Annotated in this window: 20 protein-coding genes; 8 read left to right on the forward strand and 12 right to left on the reverse strand. The window is 69.3% G+C overall.

Features of this window, described 5'->3' with window-relative positions; translation table 11 throughout:
- Positions 1-3: 3 nt before the first annotated feature.
- The 7 genes from MNZ39_RS03535 to MNZ39_RS03565 form a co-directional block, all read right to left on the reverse strand.
- Positions 4-1,323, reverse strand: a complete 1,320-nt coding sequence (locus MNZ39_RS03535; RefSeq protein ID WP_242334564.1) for a DUF3987 domain-containing protein — start codon at positions 1,321-1,323, stop codon at positions 4-6.
- 88 nt (positions 1,324-1,411) lie between these two features.
- Positions 1,412-1,615 (reverse strand): helix-turn-helix transcriptional regulator, encoded by a 204-nt coding sequence (locus MNZ39_RS03540; RefSeq protein WP_242334567.1) that lies wholly within the window; start codon positions 1,613-1,615, stop codon positions 1,412-1,414.
- Between the two features lie 57 nt (positions 1,616-1,672).
- Positions 1,673-2,413 (reverse strand): hypothetical protein, encoded by a 741-nt coding sequence (locus MNZ39_RS03545; RefSeq protein WP_242334570.1) that lies wholly within the window; start codon positions 2,411-2,413, stop codon positions 1,673-1,675.
- Positions 2,414-2,417: 4 nt separating this feature from the next.
- Positions 2,418-2,894 (reverse strand): very short patch repair endonuclease, encoded by a 477-nt coding sequence (locus MNZ39_RS03550; RefSeq protein WP_242334573.1) that lies wholly within the window; start codon positions 2,892-2,894, stop codon positions 2,418-2,420.
- Entirely contained in the window at positions 2,891-3,880 is a 990-nt protein-coding gene (locus MNZ39_RS03555; RefSeq protein ID WP_242334576.1) for a hypothetical protein, read from the reverse strand. Before MNZ39_RS03555 ends, MNZ39_RS03550 begins: the two co-directional genes overlap by 4 nt.
- 197 nt (positions 3,881-4,077) lie before the next feature.
- Positions 4,078-5,817: an AAA family ATPase gene (locus MNZ39_RS03560; RefSeq protein WP_242334579.1), complete on the reverse strand. Its 1,740-nt coding sequence runs from the start codon at positions 5,815-5,817 to the stop codon at positions 4,078-4,080.
- Entirely contained in the window at positions 5,810-7,135 is a 1,326-nt protein-coding gene (locus MNZ39_RS03565) for a DNA cytosine methyltransferase (protein ID WP_242334582.1), read from the reverse strand. Before MNZ39_RS03565 ends, MNZ39_RS03560 begins: the two co-directional genes overlap by 8 nt.
- Before the next feature lie 343 nt (positions 7,136-7,478).
- On the opposite strand from MNZ39_RS03565, the gene MNZ39_RS03570 reads away from it, so the two are divergent.
- Entirely contained in the window at positions 7,479-8,354 is an 876-nt protein-coding gene (locus tag MNZ39_RS03570; RefSeq protein WP_242334585.1) for a DUF6744 family protein, read from the forward strand.
- A 69-nt stretch (positions 8,355-8,423) separates the two neighbouring features.
- Here MNZ39_RS03570 and MNZ39_RS03575 read toward each other — a convergent pair whose 3' ends face one another.
- Together MNZ39_RS03575 and MNZ39_RS03580 are read right to left on the reverse strand one after the other, a co-directional pair.
- Positions 8,424-8,975: a hypothetical protein gene (locus MNZ39_RS03575; protein ID WP_242334588.1), complete on the reverse strand. Its 552-nt coding sequence runs from the start codon at positions 8,973-8,975 to the stop codon at positions 8,424-8,426.
- 239 nt (positions 8,976-9,214) lie between these two features.
- Positions 9,215-9,667, reverse strand: coding sequence for a hypothetical protein (locus MNZ39_RS03580; RefSeq protein ID WP_242334590.1), 453 nt, complete (start codon positions 9,665-9,667; stop codon positions 9,215-9,217).
- A gap of 358 nt (positions 9,668-10,025) precedes the next feature.
- Between MNZ39_RS03580 and MNZ39_RS03585 the strand changes: the two genes are divergently transcribed.
- Together MNZ39_RS03585 and MNZ39_RS03590 are read left to right on the forward strand one after the other, a co-directional pair.
- On the forward strand, positions 10,026-11,180 hold the full coding sequence (locus MNZ39_RS03585; protein ID WP_242334593.1) for an AAA family ATPase: 1,155 nt from the start codon (positions 10,026-10,028) through the stop codon (positions 11,178-11,180).
- On the forward strand, positions 11,177-12,445 hold the full coding sequence (locus MNZ39_RS03590) for a VWA domain-containing protein (RefSeq protein WP_242334595.1): 1,269 nt from the start codon (positions 11,177-11,179) through the stop codon (positions 12,443-12,445). Before MNZ39_RS03585 ends, MNZ39_RS03590 begins: the two co-directional genes overlap by 4 nt.
- A gap of 227 nt (positions 12,446-12,672) precedes the next feature.
- On the opposite strand, the gene MNZ39_RS03595 is transcribed toward MNZ39_RS03590, so the two are convergent.
- Positions 12,673-13,587, reverse strand: coding sequence for a hypothetical protein (locus tag MNZ39_RS03595; protein ID WP_242334598.1), 915 nt, complete (start codon positions 13,585-13,587; stop codon positions 12,673-12,675).
- A 384-nt stretch (positions 13,588-13,971) separates the two neighbouring features.
- On the opposite strand from MNZ39_RS03595, the gene MNZ39_RS03600 reads away from it, so the two are divergent.
- The 4 genes from MNZ39_RS03600 to MNZ39_RS03615 all read left to right on the forward strand — a co-directional run bounded on the left by MNZ39_RS03600 (position 13,972) and on the right by MNZ39_RS03615 (position 17,436).
- On the forward strand, positions 13,972-14,763 hold the full coding sequence (locus tag MNZ39_RS03600; RefSeq protein WP_242334601.1) for a Rad52/Rad22 family DNA repair protein: 792 nt from the start codon (positions 13,972-13,974) through the stop codon (positions 14,761-14,763).
- 2 nt (positions 14,764-14,765) lie between these two features.
- Positions 14,766-15,563 carry a PD-(D/E)XK nuclease family protein gene (locus MNZ39_RS03605; RefSeq protein ID WP_242334604.1) on the forward strand — a complete coding sequence of 266 codons (798 nt, stop codon included), beginning with the start codon at positions 14,766-14,768 and terminating at the stop codon, positions 15,561-15,563.
- 567 nt (positions 15,564-16,130) lie between these two features.
- Positions 16,131-17,219 (forward strand): DNA sulfur modification protein DndB, encoded by a 1,089-nt coding sequence (gene dndB / locus MNZ39_RS03610; protein WP_242334607.1) that lies wholly within the window; start codon positions 16,131-16,133, stop codon positions 17,217-17,219.
- Positions 17,220-17,229: 10 nt separating this feature from the next.
- A complete protein-coding gene (locus MNZ39_RS03615) occupies positions 17,230-17,436 on the forward strand; it encodes a hypothetical protein (RefSeq protein ID WP_242334611.1) in 207 nt (68 codons plus the stop codon).
- A 96-nt stretch (positions 17,437-17,532) separates the two neighbouring features.
- Here MNZ39_RS03615 and MNZ39_RS03620 read toward each other — a convergent pair whose 3' ends face one another.
- Positions 17,533-18,414 (reverse strand): hypothetical protein, encoded by an 882-nt coding sequence (locus MNZ39_RS03620; protein ID WP_242334614.1) that lies wholly within the window; start codon positions 18,412-18,414, stop codon positions 17,533-17,535.
- Positions 18,415-18,458: 44 nt separating this feature from the next.
- Between MNZ39_RS03620 and MNZ39_RS03625 the strand changes: the two genes are divergently transcribed.
- The gene (locus tag MNZ39_RS03625) at positions 18,459-18,773 is read left to right on the forward strand and encodes a hypothetical protein (RefSeq protein ID WP_242334617.1); all 315 of its coding nucleotides are present in this window, start codon (positions 18,459-18,461) and stop codon (positions 18,771-18,773) included.
- Between the two features lie 456 nt (positions 18,774-19,229).
- On the opposite strand, the gene MNZ39_RS24800 is transcribed toward MNZ39_RS03625, so the two are convergent.
- Complete coding sequence (locus tag MNZ39_RS24800) at positions 19,230-19,997, reverse strand: AraC family transcriptional regulator (RefSeq protein WP_242334620.1); 768 nt, start codon at positions 19,995-19,997, stop codon at positions 19,230-19,232.
- Between the last annotated feature and the right edge of the window lie 102 nt (positions 19,998-20,099).

The raw sequence follows: 20,099 nt of genomic DNA on the forward strand, positions 1-20,099 counted from the left end.
GAACTACCCCTGCACGAGGTTCGGGTTGACCATGAACCGTGGCTCCGCGCCCTGGAACGGCGACGGGACCTGGATGATGTCCTCGGCCGCGAGCAGCGGGTCCCACACCGTGTTGAACGCCTTCGCGGTCAGTCCGTTGCCACCGCGGAGCCGGTCCCGCAGCTCGGGCCGGGTGAACGTTCCGCCGTTCACCGCCTCCAGCTTCCGTGCCGCGCGGATGACCCTGCCCTCGGCGTGCTCGAAGTCCTTCGACTTCATCAGCCCGAGGAGCTTGGCGACGACCTTCCCCGAGTAGGACACGACGTCCCACCCTGCGGCCATGTGCGAACCCGCGATGACGGCCGACCCATCGGCGAAGGCCAGCACCATGGCGAGCCTCATCGCGAGGATGTGGGCGCGCTCGGTCGCCGCCTCCACCAGCGGCGTCTCGTCCTGCCGGTTGTAGTGCACGTGGTAGCGCGCGTGGTTGATGCTGATCGCCTCGGGGCTCAGCGTCACCTCGCGGCCGCGCAGGCGCTCCAGGTGGCCGCGGAGCGTGACGATGAGAGCCGCGCGCGCCGCGTCGTCGACCGGGGGCCGGATCGGGATCGCGGCTGTGCGCTCCCCCGCGAAGAAGAGGAAGCGGTTCACGAAGCCCGAGCGGACCAGGCCCTCCGTGAGCCCGCGCGCGAGGTAGTCGGGCGTGGACGCCGCGAGGATCGTCCCGCGCGCGTTCGTGCAGACGATGCGGGACGACCGCGTGGAGAGCTGCATCTGCGCCGGCGCGTCGAAGAGGTTGAGGTGGAAGCCGACGAAGTTGCCGGCGTGGTCGCGGGCCGCCTTCTCGAGGAACGTGCCGTACTCGTCGAACAGGTAGAGCGCGGAGCGCCCGCTCTGGACCGTGGGCGGCTGGGAGTGGGGCTTCACGCCCGGCGGCCACCACGGGCGGTCGGCGAGAGCTTCGAGGAGGCCCTCACCGCTGCCTTGTCCGCGGACGATCTCGAACGGATCGGGCTCGCCAGGCTGCGTCGACCGCGGGCGCAGCGGATCGAGCACCACGTCCACGGCGTCGTTCATCGCGGTCGTCTTGCGCGTCCGCGCGGTCTCGCCGAGCAGGCACACGAAGAGGATCGGCAGGATGAACCCCGTCCCGGCGCGGAGGCGGATGCTGAGCGTCGCGAGCGCGGAGAGGACGCCGATGATGCCGGCGAAGATCAGCTCGTCGGGGGCTTCCGTCGTGTTGCAGATGAGGTTGTAGTAGTCGACGGTGGCGCCGATCCAGGCGCTCTCGGGAAACTGCGGGTGGTCGCTGTCGGTCGGGTTGGTAGAATGGGGGAGCGGCATGTGTGTGTCCTCGCACGGCTGCTTGCGGTCGCCGGCTAGGGCGACCGACCGAACGCCCCCGCCCTGCGGGGGCTTCGTGTTTGTGGGGCTACCTGTCGGTGGTGATGCTCCCGGGCGGGAGGCCCAGGGCCTTCTCGATCCGGCTCGCGAGACTCGCGGGCGGCTCGTGGACCCGGTGGAGCCACGCGCTCAGCGTGCTCACCGGCGTCTTCGTCTTGCGCGCGAGCCGGGCCAGGGTCGACCCCTGGCGGGCCAGCTCGGCCTTCAGCTTGCGGACGTCGATGTTCGGCATTCGGCTTCTCCTCGTGGTGGTGCACCAGCACCACGAGGAGAGCTTGGCCCCGTACGCTCAGGAGCGAGTTGAACGAGAACGTGCGCCGGCGATCTCGTTCCGCCGTTGCGCCAGCGGCCACGGCGCAAAGAACTTCGCGTCGTCGAACGGCGTCACGTCATCGAAGTCGTTCAGGACGCGCCGAGCCATTCGGGCGAGCTTCGGCATGCGCTTGTACCAGCGGCTCCAGTTCGTCCGGTAGTCATCGCCTGGAAGGTCGATCCCGACGGCCACGGCGACGAGCGCGAGCTCCTTGTGCGTGACCTTCAACTTCCTCTCGCGTGCGTACTTGACCACCGCCGCGCCCATCATGAGGTCCACGTCGCGTAGCGGCTCGGTCTGCCCGAAGTTGTCCTTGAACACCGTGAGCGTGTCGGCGAGCCGAGCCTGGGCCTGAACTGCCCGGTGCACGTCCCGCGCGTTCTCAGCGATGCGGCCGACGTCGATGCTCGCCTCGGTCCCCTTCAGCGTCAGGCTGCCACGTTCGATCTTCGGCGGCCGCGGCAAGTCCACGGCGGCGTCGCGGAACTCGAACACCCAGTCGATGAGGCGCATGAAGCTGTCCATCTTGAGCGCCGTGTCGACCGAGTAGCGCGCCAGCAACAGGATCGAGTTGGCGTGGTCGCCGAAGTGAGCGCGGACCTCCGCGACCGCGTTCTCCCGCGCGGCCCGGGGGACTTCGGGGAGGTCCCTGCGATGCCGCAGCCGCTGGTGATGCCCTCGGGGGGCTGCACTTCGCGTTTCGCGCCGACGCCCCATCGCTCTACTCCCGCGCGGACCGCGAACGGGGGGCCGGCCGCGCGATCAGGCGCCGCTTCACGACGGCCGCGACCCTCGCCGCGCAGCGAGCGACCGGCTCGTGCTCCCAGAAGCGGACCACGACCCACCCCTCATCCCGAAGCCGCTCCGCGGTCTCGTGGTCGCGACGCTTGTTCCGCTCGATCTTCGCGCGCCACCATTCGGCGTTCGCCTTCGGCCACGAACAGTGCTTCGGGCACCCGTGCCAGAAGCAGCCGTCCATGAACACCGCGACCCTGGCCCCCCGGAACACGAGGTCGGCCCGTCGCCGGTACGTCTCGACCGGCCGGGCGTCCACCGCGAACCGCAGGCCGAGGAGGTGAACGGCGGAGCGCAGCGCGAGCTCCGGAGTCGTGTCGCGGCGCCGCGTCGCGCTCATCCGGCGCGTGACGTCCGCCGAGCCGGGCAGCGGCCCTGCGCTCGGGTATCGACGCGCGATCATGCGACGCCGAGCCCCTCGCAGACGATGTCGAGGAGGTCGTTCGGTCGGGCGATGGTGATCGTCCCCGCGAAGGTGTTCGTGGTCGAGGGGTGCTCGACGACCCCCTCGGGGCCGACCACCACCGCTCGGGCCCGCTTCACGAGGCCGGTCTTCGCCTCGGCGAGATACGCGAGCGCCTGCTCATAGCCGGCGCGAGCCACGACCTGCGGGCTCCAGGAGTACTTGCACTCGAAGAGCACCGCGTCTTCTCCGGGACGCACGAGCGCCACGTCTGCGCCGAGCGGCCCCCCGGCCCCCGGCACGCCGGCCGCGGCAGCGGCGTACGGAGACGGTGCACCGTAGGAGGACCACATCCCCCCCGCCTCGAACCAGAGATCCCAGACGCGACCGTCCTTCGCGAGGACCGAGTAGGCGGGCCCGGACGATCCACCCGACAGGGGGCGGAGCCACGTCACCTCCGACCCGCACGCCTTCAGCGACACCAGCACGGAGCCCAGGACCGCCAGGTGGAAGAGACGCCAGCGCAGCTCCTCGTCTGGCGCGATCAGCCGCGTCGCGAACTCCACGGGGGACTCCTCGACGGCCCGCAGCTCGTCCGCGACGGGGGCGACGAGGTGCCACGGGCGGCCTTCGTGGCGCAGGGCGACGATGTCCGGGCGCCGCGGCCGGATCGGGGACGCGGAGCGCAGGGGATCTTGTTCGAGAAGTACCTCGGCGATCTCGAGCTGCTTCCGCACCCGGCCATCCGCATCCGGCCACGCGGACACCGCGTCCCTCCTCGCCTCGACGAGCTTCTCGATGGTCCATCGAAGGGTGGTGACGAGCAGCGTGTCCGCCAGCCGCTCCCGGGCGCGACCGATGAACCGGGTAGGAGGCCAGCCCCCCGCCTTGCGCGTCTCGCTCCACGACACCCCCGAGAACGGGGCGAGATCCTCGCGCCGCTCCCGCCTTGACTCCGCGGGGAGCGCGTCGATCCACGCGGCCACGGACGTAGGCCACCCGGCGAGCCACCGCTCCGCGCGCTGAAGCAGAACCCGTCGCGCCCGGCGCTCCACGTCCCGGCGCGACCAAGCGCGCTCGGACATGAGGTCGGGGACGGAGAGCAGCGCGTCGAGGAGTTCGCCGCGGCCGCTCCAGCCGCTCAGGACCTCGCGAAGGCCCGCGTCGGGGATCGGCGGGGGCTCTACCCGAGCGACGGCAGGAGGCTCTTGATCCACGCCCACTCCGGTGCCGGAAGCGCCTTGTGCTTGCCGATGACGCGCTTCTCGAGCTCGGTGAGGTCGTTAGGGTCGAGGCGCGCGAGCCACGTCCCTACGTTCACGAGGTACGCCTCGGCCACGAGGCGCGCCTCCTCGTCGGACAGGACGGCCGGCGCCCCGGCTTCGCGCCGCTCTGCCTCCGCTCGAACGGCCGGATCCGCCACCCCCGCGGACAGGTACTCGAGCATCCGCAGGAAGAGCGCCGGGCCGAGCGCGGTCGACTCGGCCTCGGAGTGCGCCGTGTACAGCTTCGTGATCGCCTCGCGGACCGGCTCCGACGCGCTCGCGCCGGCTTTCGCGATGACCACCTCGAATCGCTCCGGGGCAAGGGGCGGGATCGGCACGCGAACGAACCGCCTGCCCAGCGCCTGGCCGAACCGGAACACCCGCTGCGCGTCGAGCGCGTTGTAGGTGCCGAGGAGCCGCCACTGGTCCCCGGCGAGGAACTTCACCGGGCCCTTCGCCTTCTCCGGATCCTCGAGGCCTTCGATCCCCTCGACCTTGCAGGGGGGCTCCCCGTGGTTCCAGCCGAGCTCGACGAGCGGAGCCGACACGGCCGGAGACACGCGGCCGAGCGTCACGGCCTTGTCCGAGAGCCACGTCAGCATCCCGCCGAAGATCTTGTCCATGTCGGCGCGGTTCGTCTCGTCGAGCACGAGCCAGCGATCCTGTTGGATCGCCTTCAAGACGTGCCCGGGTCGGAACCGCAGCCGGCCCTCGTCGTCAACGGTCTCGCCGCCGACGAGTTCGCGAGCTGTCCACCCCTCTTCGGGCGTCGCCCAGTACGGCTCGTTCAGCTCCGCCTCGTCGAAGCCGAACGCCGCAGGGTCGTTCGCGATCTCCGCCAGGACCTCCTGCAACAGCGCCGTCTTGCCGGTCCCGGGAGGTCCGACGAGGATCACGGCGGGCGAGCTCTGGATCGCGAGTCGCACCATCCGCCGGATTCGGTCGTCGAACTCGAGCGCGGCGACGAACCCCTTGGCCGGGGCAGGCCTCGCAGGCGAGGCCGCGACCGGAGCGAGATCCGCAGGCAGCGCCGCGGGGCTCCACTCCGGCGCCGCGTCGACTGCGGTGCCCAGGGCGCGGCTGACCGTGAACGCCTTCAGCTCCGCCGGGGTGATGCCGTACTCGGCGGCCAGGGCCTCTTCCAGTTTCGCCCTCGTTGGCTTCCCGGCGAAGGCGTGATCGCGCAGGAGGAACACCATCAACGCCTCGTCCGGCAGGCGCTGCTTCGGCTTGGTGGCGTCGAACGCTGCGCCGAGGATCTTGGCGGCGTCCACGAGGAGCCCGTTCCTGATGTCGCCCGAGGCCCCGCCCCCGTTCTTCTTGAACAGGCTCTCCGCGATGGTGCCGTGCCCGCGGCTCGCCACGTTCCAGACCGTCATCCGGCCGGAGGCCTCGACGGCATTCCACTTCGGGACCGAGCCTGGCCTCTCGTCGTCGCGCACGAACGGCCGCACGCGGCCGATCTCATGACCGGGGAGGACGACGAAGATCTCCTGGACGGCCTTGTTGACGGCGTCGATGGAGACCGGGATCTGAATCGCCTGGAGGCGCTTCGCGGTGACGAAGGCCTCCGCTGCGGACGCCGTCTTCGAGGAGAGGTCAACCGCAGCGAGTTGTCGCAGCGCGGTCCCGACGGCGGTGGCGGAGAGCTTAGCCAAGTGCGAGCGTTAGTTGATCTTTGCGCTTTCGCGCCGCCCAAGGGCTCTGTCCGAAGAGCAGCTTGTAGCGCGGCGCGAGGATGAACGGGAGGCGTTCCTCCGGATACTGGCGGAGCACGTCCAGGGTGATCCGCCCCTTGAACATCGACACGGGCACCATACCCAAAAGCGCCTCAAAGATCTGCTTCGCCATGAGCGGCGGCACGGCGTTGCCGACCTGCTTGTACTGCGCGCCTCGCGGACCGACGAACCTGAAGCGGTCGGGGAATCCCTGGAACCGCGCCGCTTCGCGGACGGTGATCGCGCGGTCCTGCACCGGGTGCGTGTACGCGCCCGAGGTGACGTTGCCGCACTCGGTCGTGATCGTGTGCGCGGGGTGCGTGCGGTCGAGGCGGCGGTACGTCGTCGTGTGGTCGCTCGGGCGGACCTCGAGGAACCGCGTCGGCAGGATGTCCTTCGGGATGTTGTGCCAGTTTCCCCCCTCGGGGACAGCGCGGATCCGAGCGAGGTTCACCTCATCGGTGTCCGACGACCAGTGGTTGTACAGGCGCCGGGCCCCCTCGCGCATCATCTCGGCGTAGGGCGTCGCATCGTCGGCGAGGGACGGCATCGCCGCGTCGTCTTCACCTCCGCCGGCATCGACGGGCGGCAGGTCCTGGATCGCCTCGGCGACCGTCTTGAACTCGCTCTCCGGTATGCGGCCGAGCACTCCGCGCTCGGCAACCGTGGGGAAGTACGGCTGCGACTCGCGGCTGCCGAGCACGACCGTGCGGTAACGCAGTTGCGGCACGCCGAACCACGCCGCGTTCATCACGTCGGCCGCGAGGTAATACCCGAGCGACTCGAGCTCCTCGAAGACCGCGATGGCGAGCGACCGATTGTGAACGTCGCTCACGAGCGCGGGCACGTTCTCCATCAGGAAGAAGCGCGGCTTGAGCTCCCGGACGAACTTCGCGAACGCCCAGAACGCGAAGTTACGCTCGTCCTTCGGATCGCGAGGACCTCGCTGCGAGACGCCCTGGCACATCGGCCCGCCGATGACGACGTCGATGGGGCCGATCTCCTTGACGATCTTCTTCGGCGAGAGCTCGCGGATGTCGCTGGTCCAGACCTTCGCGTGGCGGTGGTTCTGCGCGAACGTCGCGGCGGCGTCCTCGTTGATCTCGATCCCGCCCACGACGCGGCCGCCCGCCCACTCGAAGCCGCAGCTCAGGCCTCCCGCCCCGGAGAACAGGTCGATGGCGCGGAGTCCGCGGTTTGCGCGAGCCCTCGTCGCCCGAGCGCGCCGGGTCGTCGTCCTCGTACCCTTCGTCGGCATCCCGCCTCCTCCCCCGAGGAGCTTCATGCCGGCCACTCCGCCGAACGACGGGTGGGGCCTCCGCGGGGGTAGATGCCGCAAGTATCAGGAACCTCTGACAAACCGGCTTCGGGGAGCACCTTGGAACCGTACCGGATGTGATCGGGTTGTCAACGAACCAACCCGTCACCGCATCGCTACGATCTGCCCGGGACCTCTCAGCAAAACGCTCGAAAGGCTCGGGATAAGTAGTTGGTAGGGGATCCTGCCACCGCGCGGCCGAGGCCGTGCCGGTCGCCCGCCGCGTCCTGCGGCGGCGCTCACCAACATCCACGCGCTCCTCGGGCGCGACCAGGAGGTCCCCGTGACCTTCGACAAGCTCACGTCCGCACTGAACCAGGGCGGACAGCACCTCGGCGACCTCATCTGGTGGACGCTCGCCGAGGCCCGGATCGACAGGTCCACCTTGGAGAAGATCTGGGCCGGCGCGCAGCTCGCGCCGGAGCACCTGCCCGACCCGCCCACCGCGGAGAAGGCTCTCAAGGCGGCGGTCCGGGAAGCCGCCGTCGGTCAGCCCGACCGCCTGATCCGGCTTGGGAAGGAGGACGAGGCCGAGATCGTCTTTGCCGTCGTGCGCGAGACGAAGCACGCGGACGGCAGCGTGACGTACCAGCAGGAGACCCGCATCGTCCTCGACCGGAAGGCCGAGTCCGTCTCCAGCGACATCGCCGCCCACGACCTCGCCGGCGTCATCACCACCCGGTTCGGCGAGTTGCGCTCGACGCACACGCCGGACGACGTCCGCCGGGCGATGATGAAGACCCTGGACGCCTGCGCGGCCGTGACGCTTCGCGATCACGGCGGGGTCTACTGGGTCCCGGCGCCCTACGCCGAGTTGGTCCGGCGCCTCCAGACGGCCATCGAGAAGATCGGCAGCTCGCGCGTGTACCTCCTGCCGGTACACGCATCCGCTGACGCGAATCGCACGCTCGGGGACGCGGCGAAGCTCGCCATCGAGGACGAGCTCGCGGCGCTCAAGACCGAGGTCGAGGGGTTCATGGCGTCGCCGCCCGACCGGCCCTCTACGCTCGTGCGCCGGCTCGATGCGTTCGAGGCGCTAAAGATGAAGGCGGCGCTGTACCGGGACGTCCTCCAGGTCCGCGTGCAGGACCTCGAAAAGACGCTCGAGGACCTCACCGGCAGCGTCGAGCACCTGTTGAACGAGAAGGTCGCGGCTTGAGATGCACGGCGAGCGGAGGGTCAACGAATCGCCCGCGCTCGCCGTGCGTCTGGTACCAGCCTAAATCGCCTACGTCCCGATCCCGGAGACCTTCACGAGGTCACCCCGCATCCCGTCCTTAACGAGCCCGACACCCGGCGCGTACCAGCGGCTCGCGTCCATCTTCTTGCCCCGGTAGTAGATGTCGATCCGCACGCAGTTCTTGAACTCGCCGGCCGGCACCTTCACAGTTACTCCCCTCGCCCCAACTTTGTAGACCACGTTCTCGTCGTCCTTCCACTTGGAGCCGACCTTGAGCGGGAAGCGAAGGACGGCCTCCATCTTCTCGTTGCGTCCGAGTGGCGAAGTGATGGCTCTGAAGGCAGTGACGCCGTCGTTTCCTTGCCGGTAGAGGGCGTCGCCGACAAGGTCCCCGATTACCGAGTTCCCGGTCTTCTGGACCTCGCGGGTTCGCGCCTCATCCTCCGTCGCGGTCAGAACCTCAACCGTAAACTTGCCCATCTTGCCCTGGTACTCGTAGCGGGCCCCCGCCTTCATCGGGAGGAACTCTGCGTCCGACTGCGCGAGGGCAGCGGGCGCGGAGCACAGCAGCGCGATAGCGACGGCAAGTCGAGTGTTCACTTCGTTCCCCTCCGATGACGTTCACACAGCGTGGACCAAAACTCGCTGTACGGCTCCAGATCCTGATGCTTCGCGCGCCAGTGCGCGTCGATCCCGTCCCAGCCGTTTCCGGCGAAGACGTGACCGCACTCGGGGCACGTCCTCGCGCCATCGAACGGCATGCGCTTGGCGCAGCAGCGGCAGCTTCCGGCCATTCGCGCTCTCCTTCGAGTGGTCCGCGCGGAGTCGGTCCGGCGCGGCTACAGCGACGCGGCGGTCCGGCCTACGCTACTAACGTCACTGCAGGTGGAGTTGAAGATCGTTTCCTCTTCGGCACCGCACTCCGGCCCGCAAAGGATGCAGGCTCTCGCCTTCAGGCAGAGATCCTCTCCCATGTTGGGGCCGCCGGGCTTGCTGATCTTGGCGTACTTCGCACTACAGAATGCATACACGCCCTTGTCCTGGATGCACTTGCGCATGCACGCCCGGGCCTCATCGCGTCCTTCGGGCGTGCGCGCCCGGGCCAACCTGGCGGCGCGAGCGGTGGCCTCGGAAGCAGCGGCAGCCGCGGCTTCGCGACGTTGCTGAGCCTTGTTGATCTGTTCGCTGACTTGCCCAACAACGGCGATGCCAACCACGATAGCGATCTGTGCCCAGGTCGGGAGTGAGCGGAACTTCGTCCAGATAGACTTGAGCGAGTTCTTGATCCCCATTGCGCCCCCCTACTCACCGTAGGGGGCCACAGTAGCAAAGCTCTGGGGTTCGGGTGGCGGCCTCAACGTCCCGTTCATGCGGGACGGACGGGACGCCTGGGACGCGCGGGAGCCGCGGGACGGGCTCCGCCTCGTGAACGCCGGGCCCTCGTCTCCGTCTAGGATCATCATCACCAAGATCCTGATCTTCCTTGGCATAAGCAGTTGAAGGAGCTTCTTCAGCTCCTCTCACCCGCCGTACCGACCGCAACGGGCGCCGCTGCGTCCTCCGTGTCCCGGCCGTCCCGTTCGTCCCGCCGGGTCCCCCCTGTCCCGCTCGTCCCAACCGTCCCGCGCGTCACGCGCGGAAGGAGAAGTCATGCCTGAGATCCAGAAGCCCAACCCGCTGTACCAACTTCGCACCGACCTCGCCGCCCGGTTCCCCGAGCGGAAAGACGTCATCGACGGCGCCCTCGCGGCCGTCCTCGCCGGCGAGCACGTCCTGCTCCTCGGCCCGCCCGGCACGGCGAAGTCCGCGCTCGCCCGCGCCATCGCCCAGGCCTTCGGCGGCAGCTACTTCGAGCGCCTGCTCACGAAGTTCTCGACGCCCGAGGAGCTCTTCGGCGCGATCTCGCTGAAGGCCCTGGAGCAGGACCGCTTCGCCCGCGTCGTTTCGGGGAAGCTTCCCGAGGCCGAGTTCGCGTTCGTGGACGAGGTCTTCAAGGCGAACAGCGCGATCTTGAACTCGCTCCTCACACTCGTGAACGAGCGCGTCTTCCACAACGACGGGCAGCCCGTGGCGTGTCCGCTCGTGACGATGTTCGGCGCCTCGAACGAGCTCCCCGAGGGCAAGGAGCTGGAGGCGCTGTTCGACCGCTTCCTTCTGCGCTTCGACATCGGCTACCTGCTCCGCCCCGGGAACCTGAAGCTCGTGCTCGCCGCGCCCGACCCGGCCGCGGCGCCGGTCATGACCATGAAGGACGTGCGCGCCGCTCAGGCCGAGGCGGCGAAGGTCACGATCTCCGACGAGACCATCGACGCGCTCATCCAGATCCGCGACGCCTGCAAGGCCGAGGGAATCGTCGCTTCCGACCGCCGCTGGAAGAAGTCGCTCAAGCTCGCCCAGGGTACGGCGTACATGGCTGGCGAGAGGAAGACATCGCCCGAGGACCTCGCGATCCTCGTCGACTCCCTTTGGCGCGAGCCGAAGGACCGTCCGAAGGTGGCCCGCCTCGTCGGCAAGCTCGCCGACCCCATCGGCGCGCAGGCGGCGGAGATCCTCGATGCCGCCCGGGAGACCGCCGCGAAGGTTGCGGCGCTCGTGTCCGGCGACCGCAAGGCCTACATCGCCCAGGCCGCGCAGGCGCTGGAGCAGTTCGGCGCTCAGCAGAAGAAGCTCGCGCAGCTCGCCAAGGGCGCCGGGCGCCGCGCGTCCGTCATCATCCAGGACTCGACTGACGAGATCGTCGCGCTGCACACGGAGCTCGCGCGCAACGTCAGCGCCGGCCTGGGCCTCCGGAGCGCCCGGTCATGAAGAGGATCATCTTCAACGTGCCCCGGTGGCACGCCTACCTCCACCGCGACGCACGCGGCCTGGAGATCGCGAAGGACAACGACGACCCCGTCCGGAAGTTCGAGGACGAGGTGTTCGACAAGCTGTACTCGGGCGAGGCCGAGCTGCTGCCGGAGCGGCAGCAGGACGCGAAGCTCCGGACGTGGGCGAACGGCGTCCACACCGCCTGCGAGCAGCTCCCCGCCTTCGCGCGACTCGCCTCGGAGTGCAGGGGCGAGCCGATGGCCGCCGGCACGGCGGTCGAGGCCCTCATGGCGGAGCTGAAGCCGCAGGTCCCCGAGGGCCAGGACGAGGAGCCGCCCGAGACGATCAGGCGGGGGCTCGGCCGCGCCTGCGAGAAGGCCTCACAGGCGGTCGACGAGCTGCGCGAGACGATGGAGGGGCTCGCCGACGTCGGGCTCATCCCCGGGACCGAGACGGCCACGGGCGGGGCGATGTGCGCGAAGACCGTCCGGGTGCTCGCAGCCCGGCTCCGGGCCGACGCGAGGCTGAAGCAGATCGCCCTGCTCGCGGGGCGGTTCAAGCGCATCGCCGCCTCGAAACGGCGCCATAAGTACCGCCACGGTGCGGACGAGATTTCCGACATCGAGATCGGCGCCGAGCTCGGGCGCCTCCTGCCGGCGGAGCTCGTGAAGCTCGCGAACCCCCGACTCCGCCCCGTGCTCATGCGGAACCTCGTCGAGAGATCCGCGCTCCAGTACCAGATCATCGGGAACGAGCCGCTCGGGAAGGGCCCGCTCGTGGTCCTCCTCGACAAGTCCGGGTCGATGGACGGGCCGCGGGACGTCTGGGCCACCGCGCTCGCGCTCGCCCTGCTCGACCAGGCGCACCGGGAGCGCCGGATGTTCGCGTTCATCTGCTTCGACGCCCGCGTGAAGTTCGAGACGGTCGTGAAGCCCGGCGAGATGCTCCCGGAGAAGGGGTTGTTCGTGTCGTGCGCCGGCGGGACGGAGATCGCCGTCGCGGTCGCCCGGGGCCTGGAGCTGATCGCCTCGGACCAGGGGAAGCTCAACAAGGCGGACCTGGTGCTCGTCACGGACGGCGGGAGCGACACCGCGTCCGCCCCCGCGCTGCGCGACCTCGCCCTGAAGCTCGGGGTGACGTCGCTCGGGCTGGGCATCGGGGTCGAGCGGGACTGGCTCATGCCCTGGTGCAACGACATTCAGGTCGTGCAGGATCTCAACAACATAGACGACGCGAGCGCCGAGATGCTGTTCGCGTCGTAACGGAGCCGTATCTCGGCTCCGCGCTCCTCCGAGACCACCTTCGGCAGGCCTGCCGGATCGGAGGAGTAGATGGGTGCCGTTCTCGTCGTGCTTCGCAACCCGACGTTCCAGAGGGTCGTGATCGGCGTTCTGCTGGTGATCGCCGACCTGATCGCAAAGGACCTGTCGGCGAAGAAGCCGCGGTAGCCGAGGCGGATCGCGTCGCCCTTGCCGGGGCGCGATCCGCTCTACTCGGCCCACCGCTCGCGCCGCTTGTCCGTCGCGTCGCGAGCCTTCTCGATGGTCTTGCAGGTCAGTAGCAGGTCGAGCGCGGCACGCACCCTGTGGTTCCGGAAGATCTTCCCCGTGCGCACGTCGTGCGGCGGGACGATAGGCGGACCGAGCGTATAGAAGAAATGCGGGTCCCACTCCTGCGAGGGGATCTCCTTCAAGAAGTCGTGCGGGTCCGTCCCGACCTCGTAACCGTCGACGTGGCGGATCGACTGGAGCTTCCCGTAGTAGCGGAAGCCGAGGTAGTTCGGCGGCTCCTTGGGCCACCGATCACCGACCGGGTGGAAGTAGCGCCCCATCTTCTCGACGATGTCGACGTTGGAGATGCCCCACCCCTTCGGCGTGTCGAGGCTCAGGGAGACGACGTAGACGAGGTTCGACTCCTGATCTTGAACGGGCATCGCGGTCTCCAGGTACGTGAGGAACTCGTCGAGGACGCGCCCTTCCGCGCGGTCGCCCTTCCGCCGCGCCGCGCGGGTCAGCTTGGCTACGTCGCGCCAGCTCCGGTGGAGCACGGGGACGCCCATCACCTCTGAAGCGAGCCTCGGGGTCGCATACTCCGCTGAGCACTCGCTCAAGACGACGATGAGGCGCGGCTTCCGTGCGGCGTACTGTCGAAGCTGATCGAGCGACGGCAGCGTCCAGCCCCGCTTCGCCTCAACGATCACCCGGACGTCCCCGGCCTCGATCTCGATGTCGGTGATGCCCTTCTCGGCCGCGTACTCCTGCAAGTGGACCCCGTTGACGGGCGTCGGCGGGTCACCGGGGAGCACGTCCTTGAGAAGGAGCGTTGCGAGCGAGGGGCTCTGCCGGAGCGTCCACCCGAGGCTGAAGGTGATCGCGTTCTCGTTGAGCCCCAGCAACTCGAACACCGTTTCTATCGCGCGGCCGTGAAGTCGTAGGTCGGGCACGCAGCGAGCAAACCGTCCGGTGAACCATCTGTCAACTTCCCGCGGCGCGACCGTAGGCGAGCCCACTCGTACGGCGTCGCCGCCGGAACCGCGCCGTTCGCAACCGCAGTGGGCGCGCGTCGTGACTGGAGAACCCGTGATCGTCGAGTGCAACGGGGAGCGGTTCGAGCTCGGCGCCTTCGACATCCGCGTCCGGTGCCCGCGCTGCGGCGAGGAGACCAGCGTTCCTCGCGACCTTCCCCTCGCGGCCGCTTGAGCCGCGACCTTCACCCCCGGTGCTCCTCGACGGCCCCAAGCCGACGGGCAGCGCCACGACCGGGCACTCCGTGCCCAAGGAGCAGCACCATGACGCACGAGGAGAAGAAGAAGCTCTACGCGGCGCTCGCGGCGCCGTTCGCGGAGGAGGCAGTCGAGAGGACCGACGGGCGGGTGACCGGCAAGGGCTACTCGACCGTCGGGCTGAAGTACCAGTTCGTTGTGAACCGGATGAACGAGGTCCTCGGCCTGGGCGGGTGGCGGGTTCACCGCACGATTCGCACCAAGGAGATCACCACGGCCAAGGGTCGGCCCGCCTACGAGTCGGTCGCGGAGGTAACCATCGAGCTCGGCGAGTGGATCGACGGGAACTTCGTCGCGTGGGCAGACGCGGTTGCGGACGGCGGCCACGTCAGCATGAGCGAACCCGACTCGATCAAGGGCAGCTACACGAACGCGGTGAAGAAGTGCTGCGCGTTCTTCGGAGTGGGCCGACAGGCCTACGAGGGCACGCTCGACGACGACAACGTGCCCCAGGATGGCGACGTCGCGCCCGTGACGCACGTCGCGCCCCCGTCGTCCGCGCCGGTGGCCCAGCGCCCCGCCTCACCGCCCCCGCCGCCGGTGGTCCAGACGCTCCCGACGAGGCCCTCCGCGCCGCCGCGCAACAGGCTCACGAGCAAGCAGCTCGCCGCGATCTGGGCCATCGCGCGGAAGCTCGGGTTCGAGCAGCAGGCGCTCCGCCAGATGGTGAAGTCGAAGTTCAACGCGCAGCCGGAGTTCCTGACGCGGGACCAGGCGTCCGCCCTCATCGGCTCGCTCGCGCAGGAGGCCGGAAACGGGCACGCCGACGAGATGCGGCAGCCGGGCGAGGAGGGCTAGACGTGCCGAAGCCCAACATGCCCGAGGGGCTCTACGTCTCGGTCTCGCAGGTGAAGGCCTACCTGCTGTGTCCGCGGAAGTACGAGCTGAAGTACGTCCGGGGCGCCGAGCCGGAGTTCGTCCCCATCGCGCTCGCGTTCGGGTCCGCGTTCCATGAGGCGCTCGCGGCGTACTACCAGGAGCTCAAGACGACGGGTGAGCCGCTCCGGCGGGATCTCGTGCTCGACGTCTTCCGCTCCGCCTGGGATCGCGCCTCGGACGGTCCGGTCCCGCTCCAGGCGGACGAAGAGGACGACCTCGCCGGCGTCGTGGACCGCGGGGTCTCGATGCTGCATGCCTTTCACGAGCACGCGGCGAAGAGCGGCAACGTGGAGGTCGAGGCGGTCGAGCACGGCTTCGCGATCACGCTCCACGACCCCGAGTCGGGCGCGCCGATGGAGGAGCAGCTCGTGGGCACGATGGACCTCGTCATCCGCGAGGGCGCGGTCCGGGTGGTGGTCGAGCACAAGACCGCCGCCCGGCGCTACACCGAGGACCAGCTCCGGTTCGACGTGCAGCCCACGGCCTACAAGATCGCCGCGCGGGAGTCCGGGATCGGGGATGTGGCGCTCCGGTTCCAGGTCGTGACCAAGACCAAGGTGCCGGTCGTTCAGGTCGCCGACGTCCACCGGGACGACGGGGACGAGGCGGACTTCACGCGCATCGCGGCGGGCGTCCTCAAGGCCATCGACGCCGGGGTGAGCTACCCGGTTCGAGGGTGGGCGTGCCGGTCGTGCCCGTTCTCGTCGGCGTGCCGGTGAAGTGTCGCGAAGGGCCCCTGCCCTTCGCGTTTAGCCCTCCGATCCGAACAAGCGTCCCCACCGTCCCGTCCCAGACCTCCCCAAAAACTTTCGAGGCCGGAGGGTGGGGGTGGGGGTCGATTCTTCGAGGCCCGGGGGTGTCGATCCTCTCCCCGGGCAACCCGGGACGTCCCCCCACCAGAAGAAGAACTCGCGGCCCCGCCGAACCCCCTCACGCGAGGCCGCGACGCAGGGAACCCTGTCCCCCCTCGACGGGGGGTGTTTGCCGCGTTCGATAGCCCTAGCCGTGGGCGAGGCAGGGGCAGAAACCCTTGCAGAAACGAACCCCTTTAACGCCCCATCAGGGACAGGCCGGGCGGACGCAGGGGGAACTGGCAGCCAGAACAACAGCTTGCGCCACACAGACTCTCTTGGATGCCGTATAGACTCTATCGCCACAGAGCAGAGACTCTTTACTTCAACGCGAGAGAGTCCTAGAAGGTTCCCTCAAGAGCTCGCACGCATCCCGGGGCTGCGCGATAGGCGCGCTCGACCCCACCCACATAGAGCTCGGTAAGGAGAAGTCCCATGAAGGTCACGTTCCCGGCGATGGAGGGCGTCATCGGCCAGCGGAAGTACTACGCCTGCCTCATGAAGCTGAGCTCCATCCCCAAGATGTTCACTTTCCGTGACTGGGCGGAGTTCACGCCCGAGCAGCGGGAGCAGCGCGTCCTCAACAAGAAGCGGATCCCGGACATCACCAAGTACATCGTCGACAACGAGGACGGCTACCTCTTCGCCAGCATCACCGCCTCGTACAAGTGCGCCGCGACGTTCAAGCCGGCGAAGGAGGGGGCGCCCATCGGCGAGCTGGAGATGGAGTTCGAGGACGCGAACTTCGTCATCAACGACGGCCAGCACCGCTGCGCCGCCATCGCGGCGGCGATCCACCAGAACCCGGCGCTCGGGGACGAGTCCATCTCGGTGCTGCTCTTCCCGTACGAGAACCTGCCGCGGGTCCAGCAGATGTTCTCGGACCTGAACCGCTTCGTGGCGAAGACGTCCAAGTCGCTCGACATCCTCTACGACAAGCGCGACCTGATCTCCCGGATCACGCTGGAGGTCATCGAGAAGGTGCCGGTCTTCAAGGGCATGGTGGACAAGGACTCGGCTTCGCTGCCGACCCGGTCCCCCAAGCTCTTCAGCCTGGCCGCCATCTACGACGCCAACGAGGAGCTCCTCGGCGACGGCAACGAGCCGGAGCTGACGCACAACGAGGCCACCGCGAAGGCCGTCGACTTCTGGATCGCGGTGTCCAAGGTCATCCCCGACTGGGGCAAGGTGAAGAACGGGGACCTCAAGGCCGTGGAGCTCCGGCAGGAGTTCATCTGCGCCCACTCCGTCGTGCTCCGGGCGCTCGGCGCGGCCGGCGCCGAGCTGATGACGCAGTACCCGACCGACTGGAAGGGCAAGCTCATCGAGCTCAACTCCATCGACTGGCGGAAGGTCAACCCCGAGTGGGAGAACGTCTGCATCATCGCCAACTCGGTGGTGTCGAACCGGCAGGCCCGCCACGCGACCAAGGCGTACCTGAAGAACAAGCTCGGCCTGACCCTCAACGAGTCCGAGGCCCGCGCCATCAAGCCGGTGCCCACCCTCGTCGAGTCGGCGTCCTAGGGAGGCGGCCATGATCTGCAACCAGGATCACGATGGCGACCTGCCGAAGAGCGAGTTCGACAAGCTGCCGCTGTCGCAGCGGGGGCGCTGGCGTCACATCTGCGCCGGCTGCGCCTACGAGCTCGGGCGGCTCCACGGCGAGGAGGCGGCGTACCGGCTCCGGGAGCGCGTGCGCGCCCTGGAGCAGAAGCTGATCGACGTGCAGCACGCGGCGTAGCCTGCACCTGATGTGGGCCCGGAGGGGCGCGGGGCATCCCCGCGCCCCTCTCGTTTTGGAGCACAGGCCAGTCCCGGGAGCGCCCTGGCACGACTCCTACGCCACCACCCTCAGCTTCACGCGGTAGCCGCGGGCGGTGGCCTTCTCCTCCTCGGAGCGCCCCGCGGCGCTTCCGAGCTTCCGGAGCTGCTCCAGGGCCGCGAGGCGGCGCTGGAGCCCGTCCTCCAGGAGTTTCCGGTAACGGGCGAGCTTCTTGAGCTCGGCCTCGTCCGGCAGCGCGAGCGTGGCGATGGCCTTGCGGAGGTCCTCCTGGATCGCGTCGAGCTGGTCGCCCTGAGCCAGGAGCGACGCCATCACCACCCGGGCGGCGTGGGCGAGGGCGAGGTACGCATCGCGGGGGACGACCGGGTCGTCCTTCTTCCCCCTCACGCGCTCTTGGAGCTCGTCGCAGGCCTTCAGGATGTCCGCGGGGACGCCGGGGACGGAGAGCTCGACGAACGTGATCGCGCCGGCCAGGAGCTGGTAGCGCCGGCGGAACTCCTCGTCGCGCTCCAGCGGGAGGGGCTCCGCCTCCCAGGTGGTGATCGCCCTCGCCATCCCGCTCATCGCCGTCGTGAGGGTGCTGCACGTCTCCGCCGAGCCGGTGTGACCGAGGAGCTCCTCGATCCGGGCGAGCGACGCGCCCTGCTCGATCTTCCCGAGCCGCTCCAGCTTCCACAGGTCGTCGGCCACGAGCGCCACGAGCTGCGCCTGGGCCTCGTCCGCGGGCGCGAGCCCCTCGAAGACGGCGTCCATCCGGCGCTCGTACTCTACGGCGTCCTCGCCGGGCAGCAGAAGGTGCTTGCCCGCGAGCCCGTGCCGGACGGCGTTCAGCGCCGAGCGGGTCTTGCCCTTCTCCGTCTTCGGGCCGGTTGCCCTGCCCTCCGCCGTGAGGGTCTTCACCTGCGCGGCCAGTTCCTTGATGTCGACGAGCTTCATGTCGAGATCGTCTCGCGCGGCGCGGGTCGGTGGGAAGAGCGGAGTTGGCCTTGTTCGAGGAGGGTTTGCCTCGCGAGGTCGTCTCGATCTGCTTGTGGGTGTACACGGCCGGCGGCATCATCATCCGCATGAGCAAGTACACGCTGACCGCCTACGTGCAGACAGAAGTCGAGATCCGGGACCTCTCGACCGGACGCAACCAGCAGCGGGTGCTGAAGCCAAACGAACCGCAGGCGGTCGAGATGCAGGCGCCCACCGACATCGTCGTGTTCACGGGGCCGCAGTACCCGGGCGCGGGCAGCATCGTGGTGGAGCCTTCACCGGAGCCCGGCATTCGGATCGTGCCGGGGAGGCGCTGATGAACCCGCCCATGGAGATCCTCGACCAGATCGGGAACAACGCCGCGGGCGCCACCGTCATCGTGAGCGCCCACTTGCACAAGCCCGCGAACAAGGGGCGGCCTTGTCCCCGAGGGTGCGGCCGGGTCTACCACGCCACCGGATCCGCCCCGGACATGCAGGTAACGTCGTCCTGAACCGCGTCTCCGCCAGCTCTCCGCGAGCGGCGTGGAACCGTTGCGAACGGCGTAGAACATGAGGGAGGGAGAGGGACATCGAAACGCCCGGCCGCCAGCACGGTTACGCGAAGTTCGTGTGCCGCCGCTGGTTTGGCGCTGACGCGCCGGGCGCCTTCGAGTCCCCTACACCCCGCCACCTCTCGAGGCCGGGATCCTGAACAAGGGTCCCGGCCTTGGTGTTTCTGGGCCAAGGCCTGCCCGCCGCGGCGCCGATAGCCCCTGCTTCCGTCTCGCCCCGTCAGCAGAGCTCACCGGCCGCGAGGAGCCGGCCCGGGGGCTGGCCGGTGACGGCCCTGAACTCGCGGATGAAGTGCGACTGATCGTAGTAGCCGGCCTCGTATGGCACGCTCGACAGCGTCGCTCCCCGGCGGTGGACCTCCACCGCGTGGCGCAGGCGCAGGAGCGAGGCGAGCTGCCGGGGCGACGCGCCGACGTCCCGCCGAAAGCGTTTCTCGAGGGCGTCGTGGGAGAGCCCCAGGCGCCGCGCGAGCTCGCCGACGCGCACGTGGCCGCGACGGGCCCGGATCTCCCCGATCGCGGCCTGGACGACCCCATCCGGCGGGCCCGGCCTCCAGCGCGAGACGAGGAACGCCTCCAGGACTGCGAGGCGCTCGGCAGCAGAGGTCGCCTCGGCGAGCCGCGCCGCGGCGCGCTCCACTGCGTCGCGGGGCACGAGCGCGTCCATGGGCAGCGTCTCGCCGCGGAGCTCGTGCAGGGGCACACCGAGGAACGACGCGGCTCCCCCCTCGCGGAACTTCACGAGCACCACGCCGCCCCCCGCCGACGTGCGGACGCGGCGGCTGGTCCCGTGCAGGCCGGTGACCGTGGCGTCGGGGAGACGGCGCGCCTCCGCCCCCTCGAGCAGCGCCGCCGAGCCGCCGTAGCGGAGGCCGATCACGATCCCGGGCTCGGGGAGCAGCGTGCGCGTCGCCTCCTCCCGCGCCTCGACGATCTCGAGGGCGTGGACGAACGGCGCGAGGCGCGCGCTCGGCTGGAAGGACCGCACCTGCACCCTCCCGTCTTGCCGGCGCGCGGGCCTGCGCGCAAGGCAATGAGTTCGTACAAGCCGCGCCCGAGCGAGGCTCCTAAGTCACGTGCCGCGAACGTC

It is taken from the genome of Anaeromyxobacter sp. SG66 (genome assembly GCF_022690805.1).
GTDB classification, from domain to species: Bacteria; Myxococcota; Myxococcia; order Myxococcales; family Anaeromyxobacteraceae; genus Anaeromyxobacter; species Anaeromyxobacter soli.